Source organism: Georgenia yuyongxinii, assembly GCF_006352065.1.
GTDB classification, from domain to species: Bacteria; Actinomycetota; Actinomycetes; order Actinomycetales; family Actinomycetaceae; genus Georgenia; species Georgenia yuyongxinii.
Genome location: NZ_CP040915.1, coordinates 3,663,139 through 3,678,034, shown reverse-complemented (window position 1 = coordinate 3,678,034; position 14,896 = coordinate 3,663,139). Strand labels below are relative to the sequence as shown.

Below are 14,896 nucleotides of genomic sequence, written 5' to 3'. Positions count from 1 at the left end.
CCGTCCCGCCCCCTGCCCCCTGCCCGGCCGCGCGACCGCCGGGACCGCCCGCCCCGGAAGGACCTGCCTTGTCTAAGCGCATCGACGTCAAGAACCTCAACGTCTACTACGGGGACTTCCTCGCGGTGGAGGACGTCAACATGACGATCGACCCCCGGGCGATCACGGCCCTCATCGGCCCCTCCGGCTGCGGCAAGTCCACCTTCCTGCGCACGCTCAACCGCATGCACGAGGTGATCCCCGGTGCCCGCGTCGAGGGCGAGGCGATCGTGGACGGCCAGAACCTCTACGGCCCCGACGTCGACCCGGTGATGGTCCGCCGGCACGTGGGCATGGTGTTCCAGCGCCCCAACCCCTTCCCGACGATGTCCATCGCGGACAACGTCCTCGCGGGCGTGCGGCTGAACAACCGCAAGATGAAGAAGTCCGAGGCCGAGGGGCTCGTCGAGGACTCCCTGCGCGGCGCCAACCTCTGGAACGAGGTCAAGGACCGTCTCGACCGTCCGGGGTCGTCCCTCTCCGGCGGCCAGCAGCAGCGCCTGTGCATCGCCCGCGCCATCGCAGTCAAGCCCGACGTGCTTCTCATGGACGAGCCGTGCTCCGCGCTGGACCCGATCTCCACGCTGGCGATCGAGGACCTCATGTCCGAGCTGAAGAACGACTACACGATCGTCATCGTCACCCACAACATGCAGCAGGCCGCGCGCGTGTCGGACAAGACCGGGTTCTTCAACATCGCCGGCACCGGCAAGCCCGGGCACCTCATCGAGTACGACGAGACCGAGAAGATGTTCTCCTCACCGTCGGTGAAGGACACAGAGGACTACATCTCCGGCCGCTTCGGGTGACGGCTCAGCGCTTCGTACCCGCCAGCGTGCCGATGACGGGATCGTCGGAGAGCAGGATGCACAGCGCCGTGCGGTCCTCGGCCCGCTCCCAGCTCTCCTGCGTCGGGGTCAGCGCCGAGTAGTACAGCTCGGACTCGTCGTACGGGCGCCCGACGAACTGCTCGAACTCGGGGCGGCAGAGCTCCAGCGCCCGGGTCTGCAGCGCCTTCTCGCCCGGGAAGTCTCGGTCGTCGAGCGTCAGCTCGGTGAAGACCTCCGCGTCATGCGGGTCGGCACAGTCGATCACCGTCACGTCCGACACCGCCGTGTCGCTGTCCAACGCCGCGGCCTTGAGGCAGTCGCCCTCTTTCAGGGCCATGACGTCGCCCCCGCCGCAGCCGGAGACCGCGACCAGGGCGAGCAGGCCGAGGAGTGGTGCGACGAGACGGGCGCTGGCGTGCATGCACGGTCCTCCTTGCCGGCCGGTGGGACGCGACACTACTGGAGCCGCCCCGGGACCGGACACCGGGGCCGTCAGCCGCTGATGAGGTCGACGCCCACGTAGAGGCCGGCGGCCATCAGCGCCGCCGCGGGGATGGTGAACAGCCACGCGAGCGCGATGTTGCCCGCAACGCCCCACCGGACGGCGGAGAGCCGGCGGGTGGCGCCGACGCCCATGATGGCCGACGTGATGATGTGCGTGGTCGAGACCGGTGCGTGGAGCAGGAACGCGGTGGTGTACAGCACCGCCGCCGAGACCGACTCGGCCACGAACCCGCGAGCCGGGTCCAGCTCGATGACCCGGCGGCCCAGGGTGCGCATGATGCGCCACCCCCCGGCGTAGGTGCCTAGGGAGATCGCGGCCGCCGCGGCGAGCTTGACCCACAGCGGGATGGAGGTGCCCTCGTGCAGCCCGCCGGCGACGAGCGCGATCACGATGACGCCCATGGTCTTCTGGGCGTCCTGGAGCCCATGACCCAGCGCCATCGCGGCCGCCGAGATCGTCTGCGTGAGCCGGAAGCCGCGCATGGTGGGCGAGTAGGGACGGCGTCGGAACGTCCAGAGCACCACCAGCATGACCATGTACGCCAGAGCGAACCCGATGAGCGGGGAGAGAACCATCGGCAGCACGACGGAGGTGGCGATGACGTCCCAGTGCACGGTGGTCGCCGAGGCCATGCCCGCCCCGGCGAGCCCACCGATGAGCGCGTGGGTGGAGGACGACGGCAGGCCGAACCACCAGGTGATCAGGTTCCAGGCGATCGCCCCGACCAGCCCGGCAAGCACGACGAGCAGGCCCGAGGTCCCGTCGGGCGGGGTGATGATGCCTGAGCCGATCGTCTCCGCGACCCCCGTGCCGAGCAGGGCGCCGAGCAGGTTCATCGCGGCGGCCATGACCAGCGCGACCCGCGGGGTGAGGGCACGGGTGGAGACGGAGGTCGCGATCGCGTTGGCGGCGTCGTGGAAGCCGTTGGTGAAGTCGAAGGCCAGGGCCACGGTCACCACCACCACGACCAGGACCAGGACGAGGTCCACGTCGCTCAGGACTCCTTCAGCACGATCGTCTGGACGTGGTTGGCGAGCCGCTCGAACGAGTCCGCCGCCTCCTCGAGCGCGTCGACGACACCCTTGACCTTGATGACGGTGATCGCGTCCTCGGCGTTGTTCATGAGGTCGGCGAGCACGCGTCGGTAGACCCGGTCCGCCTGGTTCTCGAGCCGGTTGATGTCGATCCAGTAGGCCTCGAGGCCGTCGAAGGAGCGCAGACGGGGCATCGCGTCGTAGGTGAGCTCCGCGCACTGCCGAAGGACGGCGACCTGCTCGCTGACGCCGGACGGCAGGGTCCCCAGCTGGTACAGGACCACGAGCTCACCGGCCTCGTCCATGGCATCCATGCAGTCGTCCAGGGCGGAGGCGAGGTGGTACATGTCGTCGCGGTCGAACGGGGTGACGAAGGTCTGCGCGAGCGCGGTGTACACCTGGTGGGCCGCCTCGTCGGCGGCGTGCTCGGCGTCCTTGAGGCGCGCGGCCAGCTTCGCCCGGGTGGGCAGGTCCGCACCGAGGATCCTGGCGAGGAGGTCGGCCCCCGTGCGCAGGTGCGCGGCGGACTCCGTGTACAGGTCGAAGAAGTGAACCCCACGCGGGGCTGGGCGGAAGCGGAAGCGCACCGAGCTGCTCCAGTGAGGGCGAGGTGACCACAGGGCGGACTGCAGCCACCAGGCTAGGGCAGAGACGGCGGTCGACCAGGCCGTGCGGCACCCCTGTGGTGACCCTCACGGACGGGGCGCGTCACGGCGACATGGTGCACGGCTCGCGAGCCGGCCGACGCGCGACGACGGCGCACGCAGCCCGTGATGAACGCCGGGTGCAGCCCGTCATGAACGCCGCGTGCAGCCAGGGAGCGGGCACCAAGCCGCCGGTACGAGCGCAGAGGCGGGGGCGGGGCTGGGAGAGGAACGAGGACGCCGGGCCGGAGAGCGCCAGTCGGCGCGAAGGCCGCTCGTGGCGGCTTATGTTGGAGCCCGGGGCTTTCGCGACCCGGCGTCGGGCTCCACTGTACGGCAGGGTCGAGGCGGTCGCGCAAGGGCACTTCGCTCGTCGCGGACAAGCCTGGCCCGGGGTCGAAGGTCCTACTCCACGACGGCGGCCGGTTCACTGGGCGCCGGCGCGCCCGGTTCGCCCGCGGACGCGACGGCGTCGCGCCCGCGCGGGTCCAGGCGGTAGCCGACGTTGCGCACCGTGCCGATCATCTGGTCGTGCTCCGCACCGAGCTTGGCGCGCAGCCGCCGGATGTGGACGTCGACGGTCCTGGTGCCGCCGTAGTAGTCGTAGCCCCAGACCTCCTGCAGCAGCTGGGCGCGGCTGAGGACGCGGCCGGGGTGCTGGGCCAGATGCCTGAGAAGCTCGAACTCCTTGTAGGTCAGGTCGAGCGTGCGGCCGCGGACCTTCGCGGTGTAGGCGGAGGCGTCGATGACGAGCTCGCCGGACTCCAGCCGCTCGGGACCCTCGTCGGCCGCGGTGGCCCGGGTGCGCTCGATCATCAACCGCAGCCGGGCCTCCACCTCGGCGGGCCCGGCCGTCTCGACGACGACCTCCGCCGCGCCCCACGTGGTGGAGACGGCGGTGAACCCGCCCTCGGCGAGCACGAGGAGCACGGGCTGGGCGTCCAGGGTGCCGCTGATCAGGCGGCACAGCGTGCGGGCGGCGACGAGGTCCCTGCGGGCGTCCAGCACGATCGCCGCGGCGTCCGCGTGCTCGAGCACGGCCGACGGCGTGGGCGGGGCGGGCGTCACCTCGTGCCCGAGGAGCGTGAGGGCGGGCAGCACGTCGGCGGCGTCACCGGGTCCCGCGGTGAGCAGCAGGAGTGCGGTCACCTTCCCTCCTCCGAATCGGTGGGCTCACTTTAGGGCCCGCAGGGCCGCGGCGGGCTGCGGCGGGCTCGCCGGGCTCCGCCGGTCCGCGGGCGGCATCTGCAACAATCGGGCTCGTGCCTGCCTCCCCCGACCCCGCGCCATCGGGCGCGGCGTCCCGCAGCACGGCGGCCGGCCGGTGATGGGCGCCTCCACCCGCGCTGCCGTCACGGCCCTCGGTGCGGCGGTCCTGGCGTTGGCGGGCTTCGCGGCGCGGGACGTCCTCACGGGCCTCGTCCTCCTGCTGTGCCTGGTCTTCGCCCTCGGCTGGCCGCGCCTGATCGACCTGCCCACCTACCGCGGGGCGTCCCTGGTCATCGCCGGCACCGCGATCGCCGCGCTCGCGGCCGTGCGGTTCGGCACGGTGGCGGGCCTCGCCATCGTCGCGGGCCTGGCAGTCGTGGCCGCGTTCGTCCACCAGATGCTGCGCCGGGACGGCCGGCCACGTCTTGTCGAGTCCGTCGCCGGCGTCGTCACCGGCTGCGCCGTCGTCGTCTCGGCGGCCGGCTGGGTGGCCGTGGGGGAGGGGCTGACCGCCGAGTCGCTCGTCGTGGCCGGGGCGGCGAGCATCGCGGCGGCTGCAGCCGCCACCGCCGTCCCCGCCCGCACCGAGCTCGTCGCCGTGCTGGCGACGGTGGTGGCCGGTGCCGCGGGGCTGCTCGCCGGCCTGCTGCTCGAGCTCGTGGGCCCGGTGCCGGGCCTGCTCGTGGGGCTCGCCGTCGGGATCCTCACCGCCGCGCTGCACGTCCTGTTCGGTCTCTTCCCCGCCTCCAGCCGTGTGCGGCCCGCGCTCTCGGCGGCCATGCTGCCCCTGCTCGTGCCCGGCATGGCGGTGCACCTCGTCGCCGGTCTGCTGTCGGCCTGAGAGGCGGCCGCGCGGGCCCCGGCCGAGCGCCGCGGGCTAGCCTGGGACCATGGCCTTCACCATCCCCGACGACCTGGCGCCCGAGTGCTACCCGCTGGCGTGGCTCCTGGGCCGGTGGCGTGGCTTCGGCATGCTCGGCTACCCCGGCGTGGACGAGCAGGCGTTCGTCCAGGAGATCGTCTTCGACCACGACGGCGGCCCGTACCTGCGTGCGGTCACGACCATCTGGCTGGCCGACACCACCCGGTCCGGCGAGATCTCCCAGGAGATGACCGGCACCCAGGGCGCCGCGGCGCTCACTCCCGGGCAGCTGTGGTCCACGGAGACGTCCTACTGGCGGCCGGTCGTCGAGCCCACGTCGCCCGCCGTCGGCAACGGCGCCGGCGCGAGCGGTGCCACGCCCGGGCAGGAGGGTGCCGGGAACGCCGCGGGCCGGGTCACGACTGCGCCGGAGCTCACCGGCGCGGGGGCCCCGGCCCCGGACGCCACCGAACTGGAGGTGCTGGTGGCCGACCCGTCGGGCCACCTGAGCGTCTACGTCGGCGCCGTCCGCGGCCCCCGCGTAGACCTGAGCACCGACGCCGTCGTCCGCACCGTGACGGCCGCCGAGATGTCCGGCGCGACCCGCATGTACGGGCTCGTGCAGCACGACCTGCTCTGGGCGATGGACCTCGCCGCCTTCGGGCGCGAGCTGCAGTCCTACGCCTCGGGGCGACTGAGCCGCAAGGAGTGAGATGAGCACCGTCGACGAGCACGTCACCATTTACCGCAGCCCCCTGCTGACCCGCCCCGGAGCCGTGGAGGCGTCCGGCCCCGACGCCGGCGTGGCGCTGCACTACGGCGACCCCGTCCACGAGCAGCGGGCGCTGGCCCGCGGCGACGGCGTGGCCGACCTCTCACACCTTGGCGTCGTCACCGTCTCGGGCCCGGACCGGACCAGCTGGCTCAACACCCTCAGCTCCCAGCTCCTGCTCGGCCTGGAGGCCGGCGTGAGCACCGAGCTGTTGCTGCTCGACGTCAACGGCCACATCGAGCACGCCCCGGCGGTGCAGGACGACGGCGAGCGCACCTGGCTCATCACCGAGGCCGCCGACGCCGCCCCCCTGGCGCAGTACCTCGACAAGATGCGCTTCATGCTCCGGGTCGAGGTCGAGCGGCACGACGACGTCGCCGTGCTGGGCACCGCCGCGGGCGGGTGGCTCGAGCTCGCCACCGACCCCGCGCACCTGCTCACCTGGCAGGACCCCTGGCCCCGTACGGCCCCGGGCTCGACCGCCTACGGCCCCCAGGACGCCGACCATCCCGGCATCGACATCCACCGCGCGCTGAGTCTCGTGCGCCGTGCCGCGCTCAACGAGGTCGTCACCGGCTTCCTCACGCCCGCGCGCGACGGCGACGACGTCACCCGGCCCGCGCCGCCGCGCCGGCTCGCCGGCACGTGGGCGTGGGAGGCGCTGCGGGTGGAGGCCTGGCGGCCCCGCCTCGCGACGGAGGTCGACGAGCGCACCATCCCGCACGAGCTGGACTGGCTGCGCACGGGGGTGCACCTGGACAAGGGTTGCTACCGCGGCCAGGAGACCGTCGCGCGGGTGGTCAACCTCGGCCGCCCGCCCCGCCGCCTGGTCATGCTCCACCTCGACGGCTCCGACCACCTGCTGCCCGACGCCGGGGCCGAGGTGCGCCACGGGGACAAGGTGGTCGGCCGCCTCACCTCGGTGGTGCGCCACGAGGAGCTCGGGCCGGTCGGTCTGGCCGTCGTCAAGCGGTCCGTGGCCGCCGACGCCGACCTCGACGTCGGCGGCGTGGCCGCCGCGCAGGAGATCGTCGTCGGGCTCGACGGCGTGACGGACGCCCGGCCCGCCGAGCGTCCGGGCGCGGGTCTGCGCCGCCGCGACCTGCGCAGATGACCGTAGGCGGTACACCCGAGGGGCGGGCGGAGGGTGACCGGGCCGCCACGGGCGCGGCCGGGGCCGACCGGGCCATCGGCGGACCGGGACAGCGTCCGCTAAGCCGGCCCGCCCGCGCAGCGCGGCTCATCGCCGCCGGCCTCGGCCAGTCGATGGACCTGCGCCGGTGGAGGGTCCTGCTCACCGTCCGCTCCCGGCTTGGCATGCGGCGGGTGCGCGACGCCTTCGTGCCCATCCTCACCGCCGCCCTGACCGCCGGCCTGGCCTACTTCGTCTCCGGTGAGCTCCTCGGCCACGACGTACCGATGTTCGCGCCGGTCGCGGCGTGGATCGCCCTCGGCCACACCGCCGACCGCCAGCTGCGCCGCGTGGCCGAGCTCGGCGCGGGCGCCACGGTGGGGGTGTGGCTGGGCGAGATCTTCGCCCAGCTGTTCGGGACCGGGGCGGTCCAGATCGGCTGCGTGCTGGTGCTGTCCGCGGTGCTCACGAAGTTCCTCGACCGCGGCGTCCTGCTCACCACCCAGGCGGGCACACAGAGCATCGTCATCGTCGCCCTGCCGACGTCGATGATCGCCGACGGTGCGCTGGGGCGCTGGTCCGACGCCCTCGTCGGCGCGGCGCTCGCCCTGCTCGTGACCGCCGTCCTGCCCGTCAACGTCATCCGCCGGCCCCGCCGGCTCGCCCGCACCGCGCTGGGGGAGACCGCCGCAGTCCTGGCCACCCTGGCGCGGGGCCTGCGCACCGGCGACGCCCAGCTCGCCGCCGATGCCCTCGCCCAGGGGCGCGGGTCACAGCCCACCCTGGACGCGTGGGCGGCGGCCGTGCGCAGCGCTCGCGAGCTCGTGCGGGTCAACCCGGCCCTCCGCAGCGACCGGGCGACCATCGCGGAGCTGTCCCGGGCGTGCACCCTCGCCGACCGGGCGATGCGGAACACCCGGGTGGTCTCGCGCCGCTCGGTGGTCGCCATCGAGGAGGACGGACCCTCGCCCGAGATCGCCGCGCACGTCGACACGCTCGCCGACGCCATACGATCCCTGGCCGCGGCGCTCGGCCGCGGTGACCCGCCCGATCACGCCCGAGGCCAGCTGGCGGCGGTGGCCGGCGAGCTCGCCCCGGACCGCTACGCCGAGCAGGGCTGGCGTCAGCAGACCCTGGTGTCGCTGCTGCGCTCCCTGGCGGTCGACGCGCTGCAGATCTCCGGGATGTCGCAGAGCCAGGCCAACGGCCAGCTGGCCGAGGACTAACCCGGGCGCGAGGCGTCAACTCCTCCGCGAGGCGTCAACTCCTCCGCGAGATGTCAAATGCTCCGCGACATGTCACGACGCCCGCCGAACCTCGGCCGGCGCTGAGCGCACCACTCAGCCCAGCACCACGTCCTCGCCGTCGACCCGGACCGGTACCGCCGGCAGCGGCTCCTCGGCCGGACCCTGCAGCACCTCACCGCTGGCGGCCGCGTAGCGTGAGCCGTGGCACGGGCAGGCCAGCTCCTGGCCCTCCACCGCCACCAGGCAACCCTGGTGCGTGCAGACCGCGCTGAACGCGAGAACCTTGCCGGTCTCCGGCTGGGCCACCACGACCGACTCGCCACCGGGGGTCTCCACGACCACGCCGGAGCCCACCGGGACCTCGGAGAGCGCCACCAGCCGCTCCCCCGACTGCCCCGAACCGGCCGGGGTCGGCGCCGCCGGCTCCGCGCCCGAGCCGCAGGCCACCAGGAGCGGCGTGAGGACGAGACCGGCGCCACCGGCGACGAGCACCCGCCGCCGGGACACGCACGCACCGGCGTGCTCGCAGACGTGGGCAGAGCTCATGGGTTCATGCTGACGCAGAAGCCGGTCTTCGCGCGCGGGTTCCGGGGACGTGCTTGTCGCGGTGCGCGCCGAGCCCGCGCCAGCACGTGCCGCAGGCGCCGTCGCCACCGCGCCCGACGCATGTGCCGGCGCCGCCCGCGGCTCCGCCAATCGCCTCACCGCAGCCGTTAGGCTCGGCCCCGTGCTGCTCGCAAATGCCCAGGTGCTGCTTTTCCTCGTGCTCGCCCTCGTGCTGTTCGGCATCGAGGCATGGGCGCTGATCGACTGCGCCCGTCGGCCCGCGGGCGCGTTCCTCGCCGCGGGCAAGCGGACGAAGAACTTCTGGCTGGTGCTCACCGCAGCCGCCGCCGTCGTCGGATTCATCGCCGTCCCGCCGCCCCTGGGGCTCGGCCTGCTCGGCGGCGGGTTCCTGCAGTTCTTCGCCGTCATCCCGGCCGGGGTGTACCTCGCCGACGTGCGGCCCGCCGTCTCCAACTACGGCGGCGGACGGCGTCCGCCGCGCTCCGGCGGCGGCGGGTGGTGAGCACCCCCGCCAGCGCACCGGCCCCGCGGGCGACCGCATGAGGGCGGTCCTGCAGCGCGCCACCCGCGCGGCGGTACGGGTGGACGGCGAGGTGGTCGGCGAGCTCACCCGCCCCGGGCTCGTGGCCCTGGTCGGCGTGACGCACGAGGACGGTCCGGACCAGGTCGCCCGCCTGGCCCGCAAGATCGCCGAGCTCCGCATTCTGCGTGAGGAGCGCTCGGTGCTCGACGCCGCCGCTCCCGTGCTCGTCATCTCCCAGTTCACGCTGTACGCCGACGTGCGCAAGGGACGGCGGCCCACCTGGAACAAGGCCGCGCCCGGATCGGTGGCCGAGCCGCTCGTCGACGCCGTCGTCGACGCCTTGCGCGGGCAGGGGGTCGAGGTCGCCACGGGCCGCTTCGGCGCCGACATGGCCGTCGAGCTCGTCAACGACGGTCCGGTGACGGTGCTCCTCGAAGTCTGACGGCGGTGCCTGACCCCGGACCGAGCGGCCAGCGGCGCACAGCCGGGCGGCCGATGCCGCACAGCCGGGCGGACTGTGCACTGCCTTCCCGCCGTGTCCCCGCCGCGGGAGAGAATCGCGGCATGAAGATCGAGGCCCTTCTGGGCGACATCACCACTCAGCAGGTCGGCGCCGTCGTCAATGCGGCCAACTCCTCGCTCCTCGGGGGCGGCGGCGTCGACGGCGCCATCCACCGAGCCGCCGGGCCGGAGCTTCTCGAGGAGTGCCTGCAGCTGCGCCGCACCGAGCTGCCGGACGGCCTGCCGGTCGGGGAGGCGGTGCCCACCGCCGGCTATCGGCTGCCTGCCCGGTGGATCATCCACACCGTCGGACCGAACGCCCACCGCGGTCAGACGGACCCGGGCCTGCTGGCCGCCTGCTTCACGAGCTCCTTGCAGGTCGCCGCGGACCTGCGCGTGCCCACCGTGGCCTTCCCCGCAATCAGCGCCGGCGCATACGGCTGGCCGGCCGACACCGTCGCCCGCATCGCCGTCGACGCGGTGCGCACCTTCGCCGCCCGGCAGGAGGTCCGCGACGGCCAGCAGGTGTGCGGCCCGACCGTCACCGACGTCGGGGAGGCCACCCTCACCGAGGTGCGGTTCGTACTGTTCGACGAGGAGGTCCTCGCGGCGTTCGCCGCCGCGCTCGGCTGACGGTTGCCGCGGAGTCCGGCAGGTGACCCAGCCCCGTCACGCCTGTGGCGAACACGGGCAGTCCTGGCCGCCCCCCGCCGTTAGATTGGGTGGACGCTGCCCAGACCGGTCGCCGCCGGGTGCTGGCCGAGGCAGCAGCCGGGAGGAGTGTGCACATGTTTGAACGATTTACAGACCGTGCCCGTCGTGTGGTCGTCCTCGCCCAGGAAGAGGCGCGGATGCTTAACCACAACTACATCGGCACCGAGCACATCCTCCTCGGTCTCATTCACGAGGGTGAGGGAGTCGCCGCCAAGGCGCTCGAGGCGCTCGACATCTCGCTCGAGGCCGTGCGTGCACAGGTCACCGAGATCATCGGCGAGGGCCAGCAGTCCCCGTCGGGCCACATCCCCTTCACGCCGCGCGCCAAGAAGGTGCTCGAGCTCTCGCTGCGCGAGGCGCTGCAGCTCGGACACAACTACATCGGCACCGAGCACATCCTGCTCGGCCTCATCCGCGAGGGCGAGGGCGTCGCCGCACAGGTGCTGACCAAGCTCGGCGCCGACCTCAACCGGGTGCGCCAGCAGGTCATCCAGCTCCTCTCCGGCTACCAGGGCAAGGAGCCCGTCGCCGCCGGCGGCCCCACCGAGGGCCAGCCCTCCGGCTCCGCCGTCCTCGACCAGTTCGGCCGCAACCTCACCCAGGCCGCCCGTGAGGGCAAGCTGGACCCGGTCATCGGCCGCACCAAGGAGATCGAGCGGGTCATGCAGGTGCTCTCCCGGCGCACCAAGAACAACCCCGTCCTCATCGGTGAGCCCGGCGTCGGCAAGACCGCCGTCGTCGAGGGCCTTGCCCAGGACATCGTGCGCGGCGACGTGCCCGAGACCCTCAAGGACAAGCAGCTCTACACGCTCGACCTCGGCTCTCTCGTGGCCGGGTCGCGCTACCGCGGTGACTTCGAGGAGCGCCTGAAGAAGGTGCTCAAGGAGATCCGCACCCGCGGCGACATCATCCTGTTCATCGACGAGATCCACACGCTCGTCGGCGCCGGTGCGGCCGAGGGGGCCATCGACGCCGCCAGCATCCTCAAGCCGATGCTCGCGCGCGGTGAGCTGCAGACCATCGGTGCGACCACGCTGGACGAGTACCGCAAGCACATCGAGAAGGACGCCGCCCTGGAGCGGCGCTTCCAGCCGATCCAGGTGGCCGAGCCCACGCTCGCCCACACGATCGAGATCCTCAAGGGCCTGCGCGACCGGTACGAGGCGCACCACCGCGTCTCGATCACCGACGAGGCGCTTGTCGCGGCCGCCACCCTGGCCGACCGCTACATCTCCGACCGCTTCCTGCCGGACAAGGCCATCGACCTCATCGACGAGGCGGGTGCGCGCTTGCGGATCCGCCGCATGACCGCCCCGCCGGAGCTTCGCGAGCTCGACGAGCAGATCTCCGAGGTCCGCCGTGACAAGGAATCGGCGATCGACGACCAGGACTTCGAGAAGGCCGCGCGCCTGCGCGACGACGAGAAGACCCTGGGCGAGCGGCGAGCCAAGCGGGAGCAGGCCTGGAAGAACGGCGACCTCGACGCCGTCGCCGAGGTCGATGAGGAGCTCATCGCCGAGGTGCTGGCCATGAGCACGGGCATCCCGGTGTTCAAGCTCACCGAGGAGGAGTCCTCCAAGCTCCTGCACATGGAGGACGAGCTCCACAAGCGGATCATCGGCCAGGACGCCGCCATCAAGGCGATGTCCCAGGCGATCCGGCGCACCCGCGCGGGCCTGAAGGACCCCAAGCGCCCGGGCGGCTCGTTCATCTTCGCCGGACCCACCGGCGTCGGAAAGACCGAGCTGGCCAAGGCGCTCGCCGAGTTCCTCTTCGGCGACGAGGACGCCCTCATCCAGCTGGACATGTCGGAGTACTCCGAGAAGCACACGGTCTCGCGGCTCTTCGGCTCCCCGCCCGGGTACGTCGGGTACGAGGAGGGTGGCCAGCTCACCGAGAAGGTCCGCCGTCGCCCGTTCTCCGTGGTGCTCTTCGACGAGGTGGAGAAGGCCCACGCGGACATCTTCAACTCGCTGCTGCAGATCCTTGAGGACGGCCGCCTCACCGACTCCCAGGGCCGGGTGGTGGACTTCAAGAACACCGTCATCATCATGACCACGAACCTGGGCACCCGGGACATCGCCAAGGGTCTGCTCACCGGTTTCCAGGCCGGTGGCGAGCTGTCCAACAGCTACGACCGGATGAAGACGAAGGTCAACGAGGAGCTCAAGCAGCACTTCCGGCCCGAGTTCCTCAACCGGGTGGACGACGTCATCGTCTTCCCGCAGCTGTCCGAGGACGAGATCGTCCAGATCGTCGACCTGATGATCGCCCGCCTGGACTCCCGTCTGCGGGACCAGGACATGACGATCGAGCTCACCCCGTCTGCCAAGGAGCTGCTGGCCGAGCGCGGGTACGACCCGGTCCTCGGGGCCCGGCCGTTGCGCCGCGCGATTCAGCGGGAGATCGAGGACGTGCTGTCCGAGAAGATCCTGTTCGGTGAGCTTCGGCGCGGCCAGAAGATCATGGTCGACGCCCAGGGCGAGGGCTTGCTCGGCGAGTTCCTCTTCACCGGGGTGGCCACCGGGGATATCGAGAAGCCCGAGCCGGTGGCCGTGGGCCACGGGACGACGGTCGAGCAGCGCGAGATGCCGACGGCGCCCGAGGGCGGCGGCGCCGGCGGCGGCGGACAGCTCCAGCCCGGGGCCTGACCGCACCGCGCTCCACCGGCGAGGGCCCGGCGACCGTTCGGTCGCCGGGCCCTTCGGCGTACGTGGCCGGGTGTGTCACGGCCAGTCACCGTGGTGCCGGCCGGCCTTCGGAGGTGGACGACGGCGTTCCCTCCTGGCCTGTGGAGGAACCGAGTGGCAGGTCACCAGTCCCCGCCATAGTGGTAGCCATGACACCCAGGGGGCACCATGGACAGCATGACCACGCTGCCGCGGAGCCGGCCGCTCGTTCGCGCAGACACCGTGCTCCAGCCGGACGTCCTCGTCGCGCGGCGCTCGGACCTGAGCGAGCGAGACCTGCCCGCGCCGCCGGTGCTGGCCGTCGAGGTGCTCTCCCCGAGCACGCGGCTGATCGACCTTCACCTCAAGCGGGCGCGCTACGAGGCCGCGGGGACACCGTCGTACTGGGTGGTCGACCCGGACGAGCCCGCCCTCACGGCCTGGGAGCTGATCGAGGGCCGGTACGTGCGGGTTGCGCACGTGGCGGGGGAGGAGACGTTTACCGCGACGGCACCGTTCGCCGTCGACGTCCGGCCAGCCGACCTGATCAGCCGAGATGCGCGGGACCCCGTGACCTGAGACGGTCGTCACGATTCTGCCTGGCCCGTGACACTTCCCGGCGCGAAGCGGCGATCATTCGGGAGGAGTTAGCCGACCAGCCGTTTTTCGGACACATCCGGTTCCCGCGGACCGGCAACGGTATTGACCGTGACCACCCCGGCCATCCCCGGACTCGAGGCGACCGCGTCGCCTGACGAGCCGATCACCCGGCGCCGGCCGAGGAGCTGGCAGCAGACCGGCCTCGCCGCCCTCCTCATCGGGCCGAACCTGATCCTGCTGATCCTGTTCACCTACCGGCCGCTGCTCGACAACATCCGGCTCTCGTTCTACGACTGGAACATCTCCTCGCCGACCGCCAGCTTCATCGGCTTCGGCAACTACGTCGAGTGGTTCAACAACCCCGTGAGCTGGGATATCGTCCGCACCACGGTGATCTTCACCGTCTTCGCGGTCGTCGGCTCGATGGCCCTGGGCCTGGCCCTCGCCCTGCTCCTGGACCAGAAGCTCCACGGGCGCAACATCGTGCGCTCGATGGTCTTCGCCCCGTACGTCATCGCGGGGGCCGCCGTCGGTGTCGCGTTCCAGTTTGTCTTCGACCCCGGCTTCGGCCTGGTCCAGGACCTGCTGGGGCGCCTCGGCGTGGAGGCACCGAACTTCTACCAGCGCCCGGGCTGGGCGCTGTTCATGATCACCTCGACCTACGTGTGGAAGAACCTCGGCTACACCTTCGTCATCTACCTCGCGGCCCTGCAGGCCCGGCGCCGGGACCTCGACGAGGCCGCCGAGATCGACGGCACCACCGCATGGCGGAAGTTCTGGCGCGTGACGCTGCCGCAGCTGCGCCCCACCACGTTCTTCCTCTCGGTGACCGTGCTGCTCAACTCGTTCCAGGTCTTCGACATCATCGAGGTCATGACGGGCGGCGGGCCCTTCGGCACGTCCACGACCACCCTCGTCTACCAGGTCTACCAGGAGACCTTCGTCAACAACCGGGCGGGCTACGGGGCCGCCGTCGCCACGGTCATGTTCCTCGTCGTCCTCCTGATCACCGTGCTCCAGGTGCGACTCCAGGACAAGCAGGACTGAG

General features: G+C 72.3%; 16 protein-coding genes. 11 read left to right on the top strand and 5 right to left on the bottom strand.

What is annotated here, in order from left to right; genetic code table 11:
* Positions 1 to 68 precede the first annotated feature (68 nt).
* A complete protein-coding gene (pstB, locus tag FE374_RS16725) occupies positions 69 to 848 on the top strand; it encodes a phosphate ABC transporter ATP-binding protein PstB (RefSeq protein ID WP_139930381.1) in 780 nt (259 codons plus the stop codon).
* A gap of 4 nt (positions 849 to 852) precedes the next feature.
* Here pstB and FE374_RS16720 read toward each other — a convergent pair whose 3' ends face one another.
* The 4 genes from FE374_RS16720 to FE374_RS16705 all read right to left on the bottom strand — a co-directional run bounded on the left by FE374_RS16720 (position 853) and on the right by FE374_RS16705 (position 4,201).
* A complete protein-coding gene (locus FE374_RS16720) occupies positions 853 to 1,290 on the bottom strand; it encodes a septum formation family protein (protein ID WP_139930379.1) in 438 nt (145 codons plus the stop codon).
* A 71-nt stretch (positions 1,291 to 1,361) separates the two neighbouring features.
* The gene (locus FE374_RS16715; protein ID WP_139930377.1) at positions 1,362 to 2,363 is read right to left on the bottom strand and encodes an inorganic phosphate transporter; all 1,002 of its coding nucleotides are present in this window, start codon (positions 2,361 to 2,363) and stop codon (positions 1,362 to 1,364) included.
* A gap of 5 nt (positions 2,364 to 2,368) precedes the next feature.
* Complete coding sequence (locus FE374_RS16710; RefSeq protein WP_139930375.1) at positions 2,369 to 2,995, bottom strand: DUF47 domain-containing protein; 627 nt, start codon at positions 2,993 to 2,995, stop codon at positions 2,369 to 2,371.
* A 462-nt stretch (positions 2,996 to 3,457) separates the two neighbouring features.
* Complete coding sequence (locus FE374_RS16705) at positions 3,458 to 4,201, bottom strand: winged helix-turn-helix transcriptional regulator (protein ID WP_139930372.1); 744 nt, start codon at positions 4,199 to 4,201, stop codon at positions 3,458 to 3,460.
* Positions 4,202 to 4,379: 178 nt separating this feature from the next.
* On the opposite strand from FE374_RS16705, the gene FE374_RS16700 reads away from it, so the two are divergent.
* Genes FE374_RS16700 through FE374_RS16685 form a run of 4 tightly spaced genes read left to right on the top strand, consistent with a single transcriptional unit; the run spans position 4,380 to position 8,253 of the window.
* On the top strand, positions 4,380 to 5,102 hold the full coding sequence (locus FE374_RS16700; protein WP_139930370.1) for a hypothetical protein: 723 nt from the start codon (positions 4,380 to 4,382) through the stop codon (positions 5,100 to 5,102).
* Positions 5,103 to 5,151: 49 nt separating this feature from the next.
* On the top strand, positions 5,152 to 5,835 hold the full coding sequence (locus tag FE374_RS16695) for an FABP family protein (protein WP_139930368.1): 684 nt from the start codon (positions 5,152 to 5,154) through the stop codon (positions 5,833 to 5,835).
* 1 nt (position 5,836) lies between these two features.
* Complete coding sequence (gene ygfZ, locus FE374_RS16690) at positions 5,837 to 7,009, top strand: CAF17-like 4Fe-4S cluster assembly/insertion protein YgfZ (protein WP_139930366.1); 1,173 nt, start codon at positions 5,837 to 5,839, stop codon at positions 7,007 to 7,009.
* Positions 7,006 to 8,253, top strand: coding sequence for an FUSC family protein (locus FE374_RS16685; protein WP_139930364.1), 1,248 nt, complete (start codon positions 7,006 to 7,008; stop codon positions 8,251 to 8,253). Before ygfZ ends, FE374_RS16685 begins: the two co-directional genes overlap by 4 nt.
* 114 nt (positions 8,254 to 8,367) lie before the next feature.
* Here FE374_RS16685 and FE374_RS16680 read toward each other — a convergent pair whose 3' ends face one another.
* The gene (locus FE374_RS16680) at positions 8,368 to 8,820 is read right to left on the bottom strand and encodes a QcrA and Rieske domain-containing protein (protein ID WP_139930362.1); all 453 of its coding nucleotides are present in this window, start codon (positions 8,818 to 8,820) and stop codon (positions 8,368 to 8,370) included.
* A gap of 181 nt (positions 8,821 to 9,001) precedes the next feature.
* Between FE374_RS16680 and FE374_RS16675 the strand changes: the two genes are divergently transcribed.
* The 6 genes from FE374_RS16675 (at position 9,002) to FE374_RS16650 (ending at position 14,895) form a co-directional block, all read left to right on the top strand.
* On the top strand, positions 9,002 to 9,343 hold the full coding sequence (locus FE374_RS16675; RefSeq protein ID WP_330998420.1) for a DUF2516 family protein: 342 nt from the start codon (positions 9,002 to 9,004) through the stop codon (positions 9,341 to 9,343).
* Positions 9,344 to 9,380: 37 nt separating this feature from the next.
* Positions 9,381 to 9,806 carry a D-aminoacyl-tRNA deacylase gene (gene dtd / locus FE374_RS16670; protein WP_139930360.1) on the top strand — a complete coding sequence of 142 codons (426 nt, stop codon included), beginning with the start codon at positions 9,381 to 9,383 and terminating at the stop codon, positions 9,804 to 9,806.
* A gap of 122 nt (positions 9,807 to 9,928) precedes the next feature.
* Positions 9,929 to 10,498, top strand: a complete 570-nt coding sequence (locus tag FE374_RS16665; protein WP_139930358.1) for an O-acetyl-ADP-ribose deacetylase — start codon at positions 9,929 to 9,931, stop codon at positions 10,496 to 10,498.
* A gap of 155 nt (positions 10,499 to 10,653) precedes the next feature.
* Positions 10,654 to 13,230, top strand: coding sequence for an ATP-dependent Clp protease ATP-binding subunit (locus tag FE374_RS16660; RefSeq protein WP_139930356.1), 2,577 nt, complete (start codon positions 10,654 to 10,656; stop codon positions 13,228 to 13,230).
* Between the two features lie 216 nt (positions 13,231 to 13,446).
* Positions 13,447 to 13,827, top strand: coding sequence for a Uma2 family endonuclease (locus tag FE374_RS16655; protein WP_230978356.1), 381 nt, complete (start codon positions 13,447 to 13,449; stop codon positions 13,825 to 13,827).
* A gap of 183 nt (positions 13,828 to 14,010) precedes the next feature.
* Entirely contained in the window at positions 14,011 to 14,895 is an 885-nt protein-coding gene (locus tag FE374_RS16650) for a carbohydrate ABC transporter permease (RefSeq protein WP_456319103.1), read from the top strand.
* Position 14,896 lies beyond the last annotated feature (1 nt).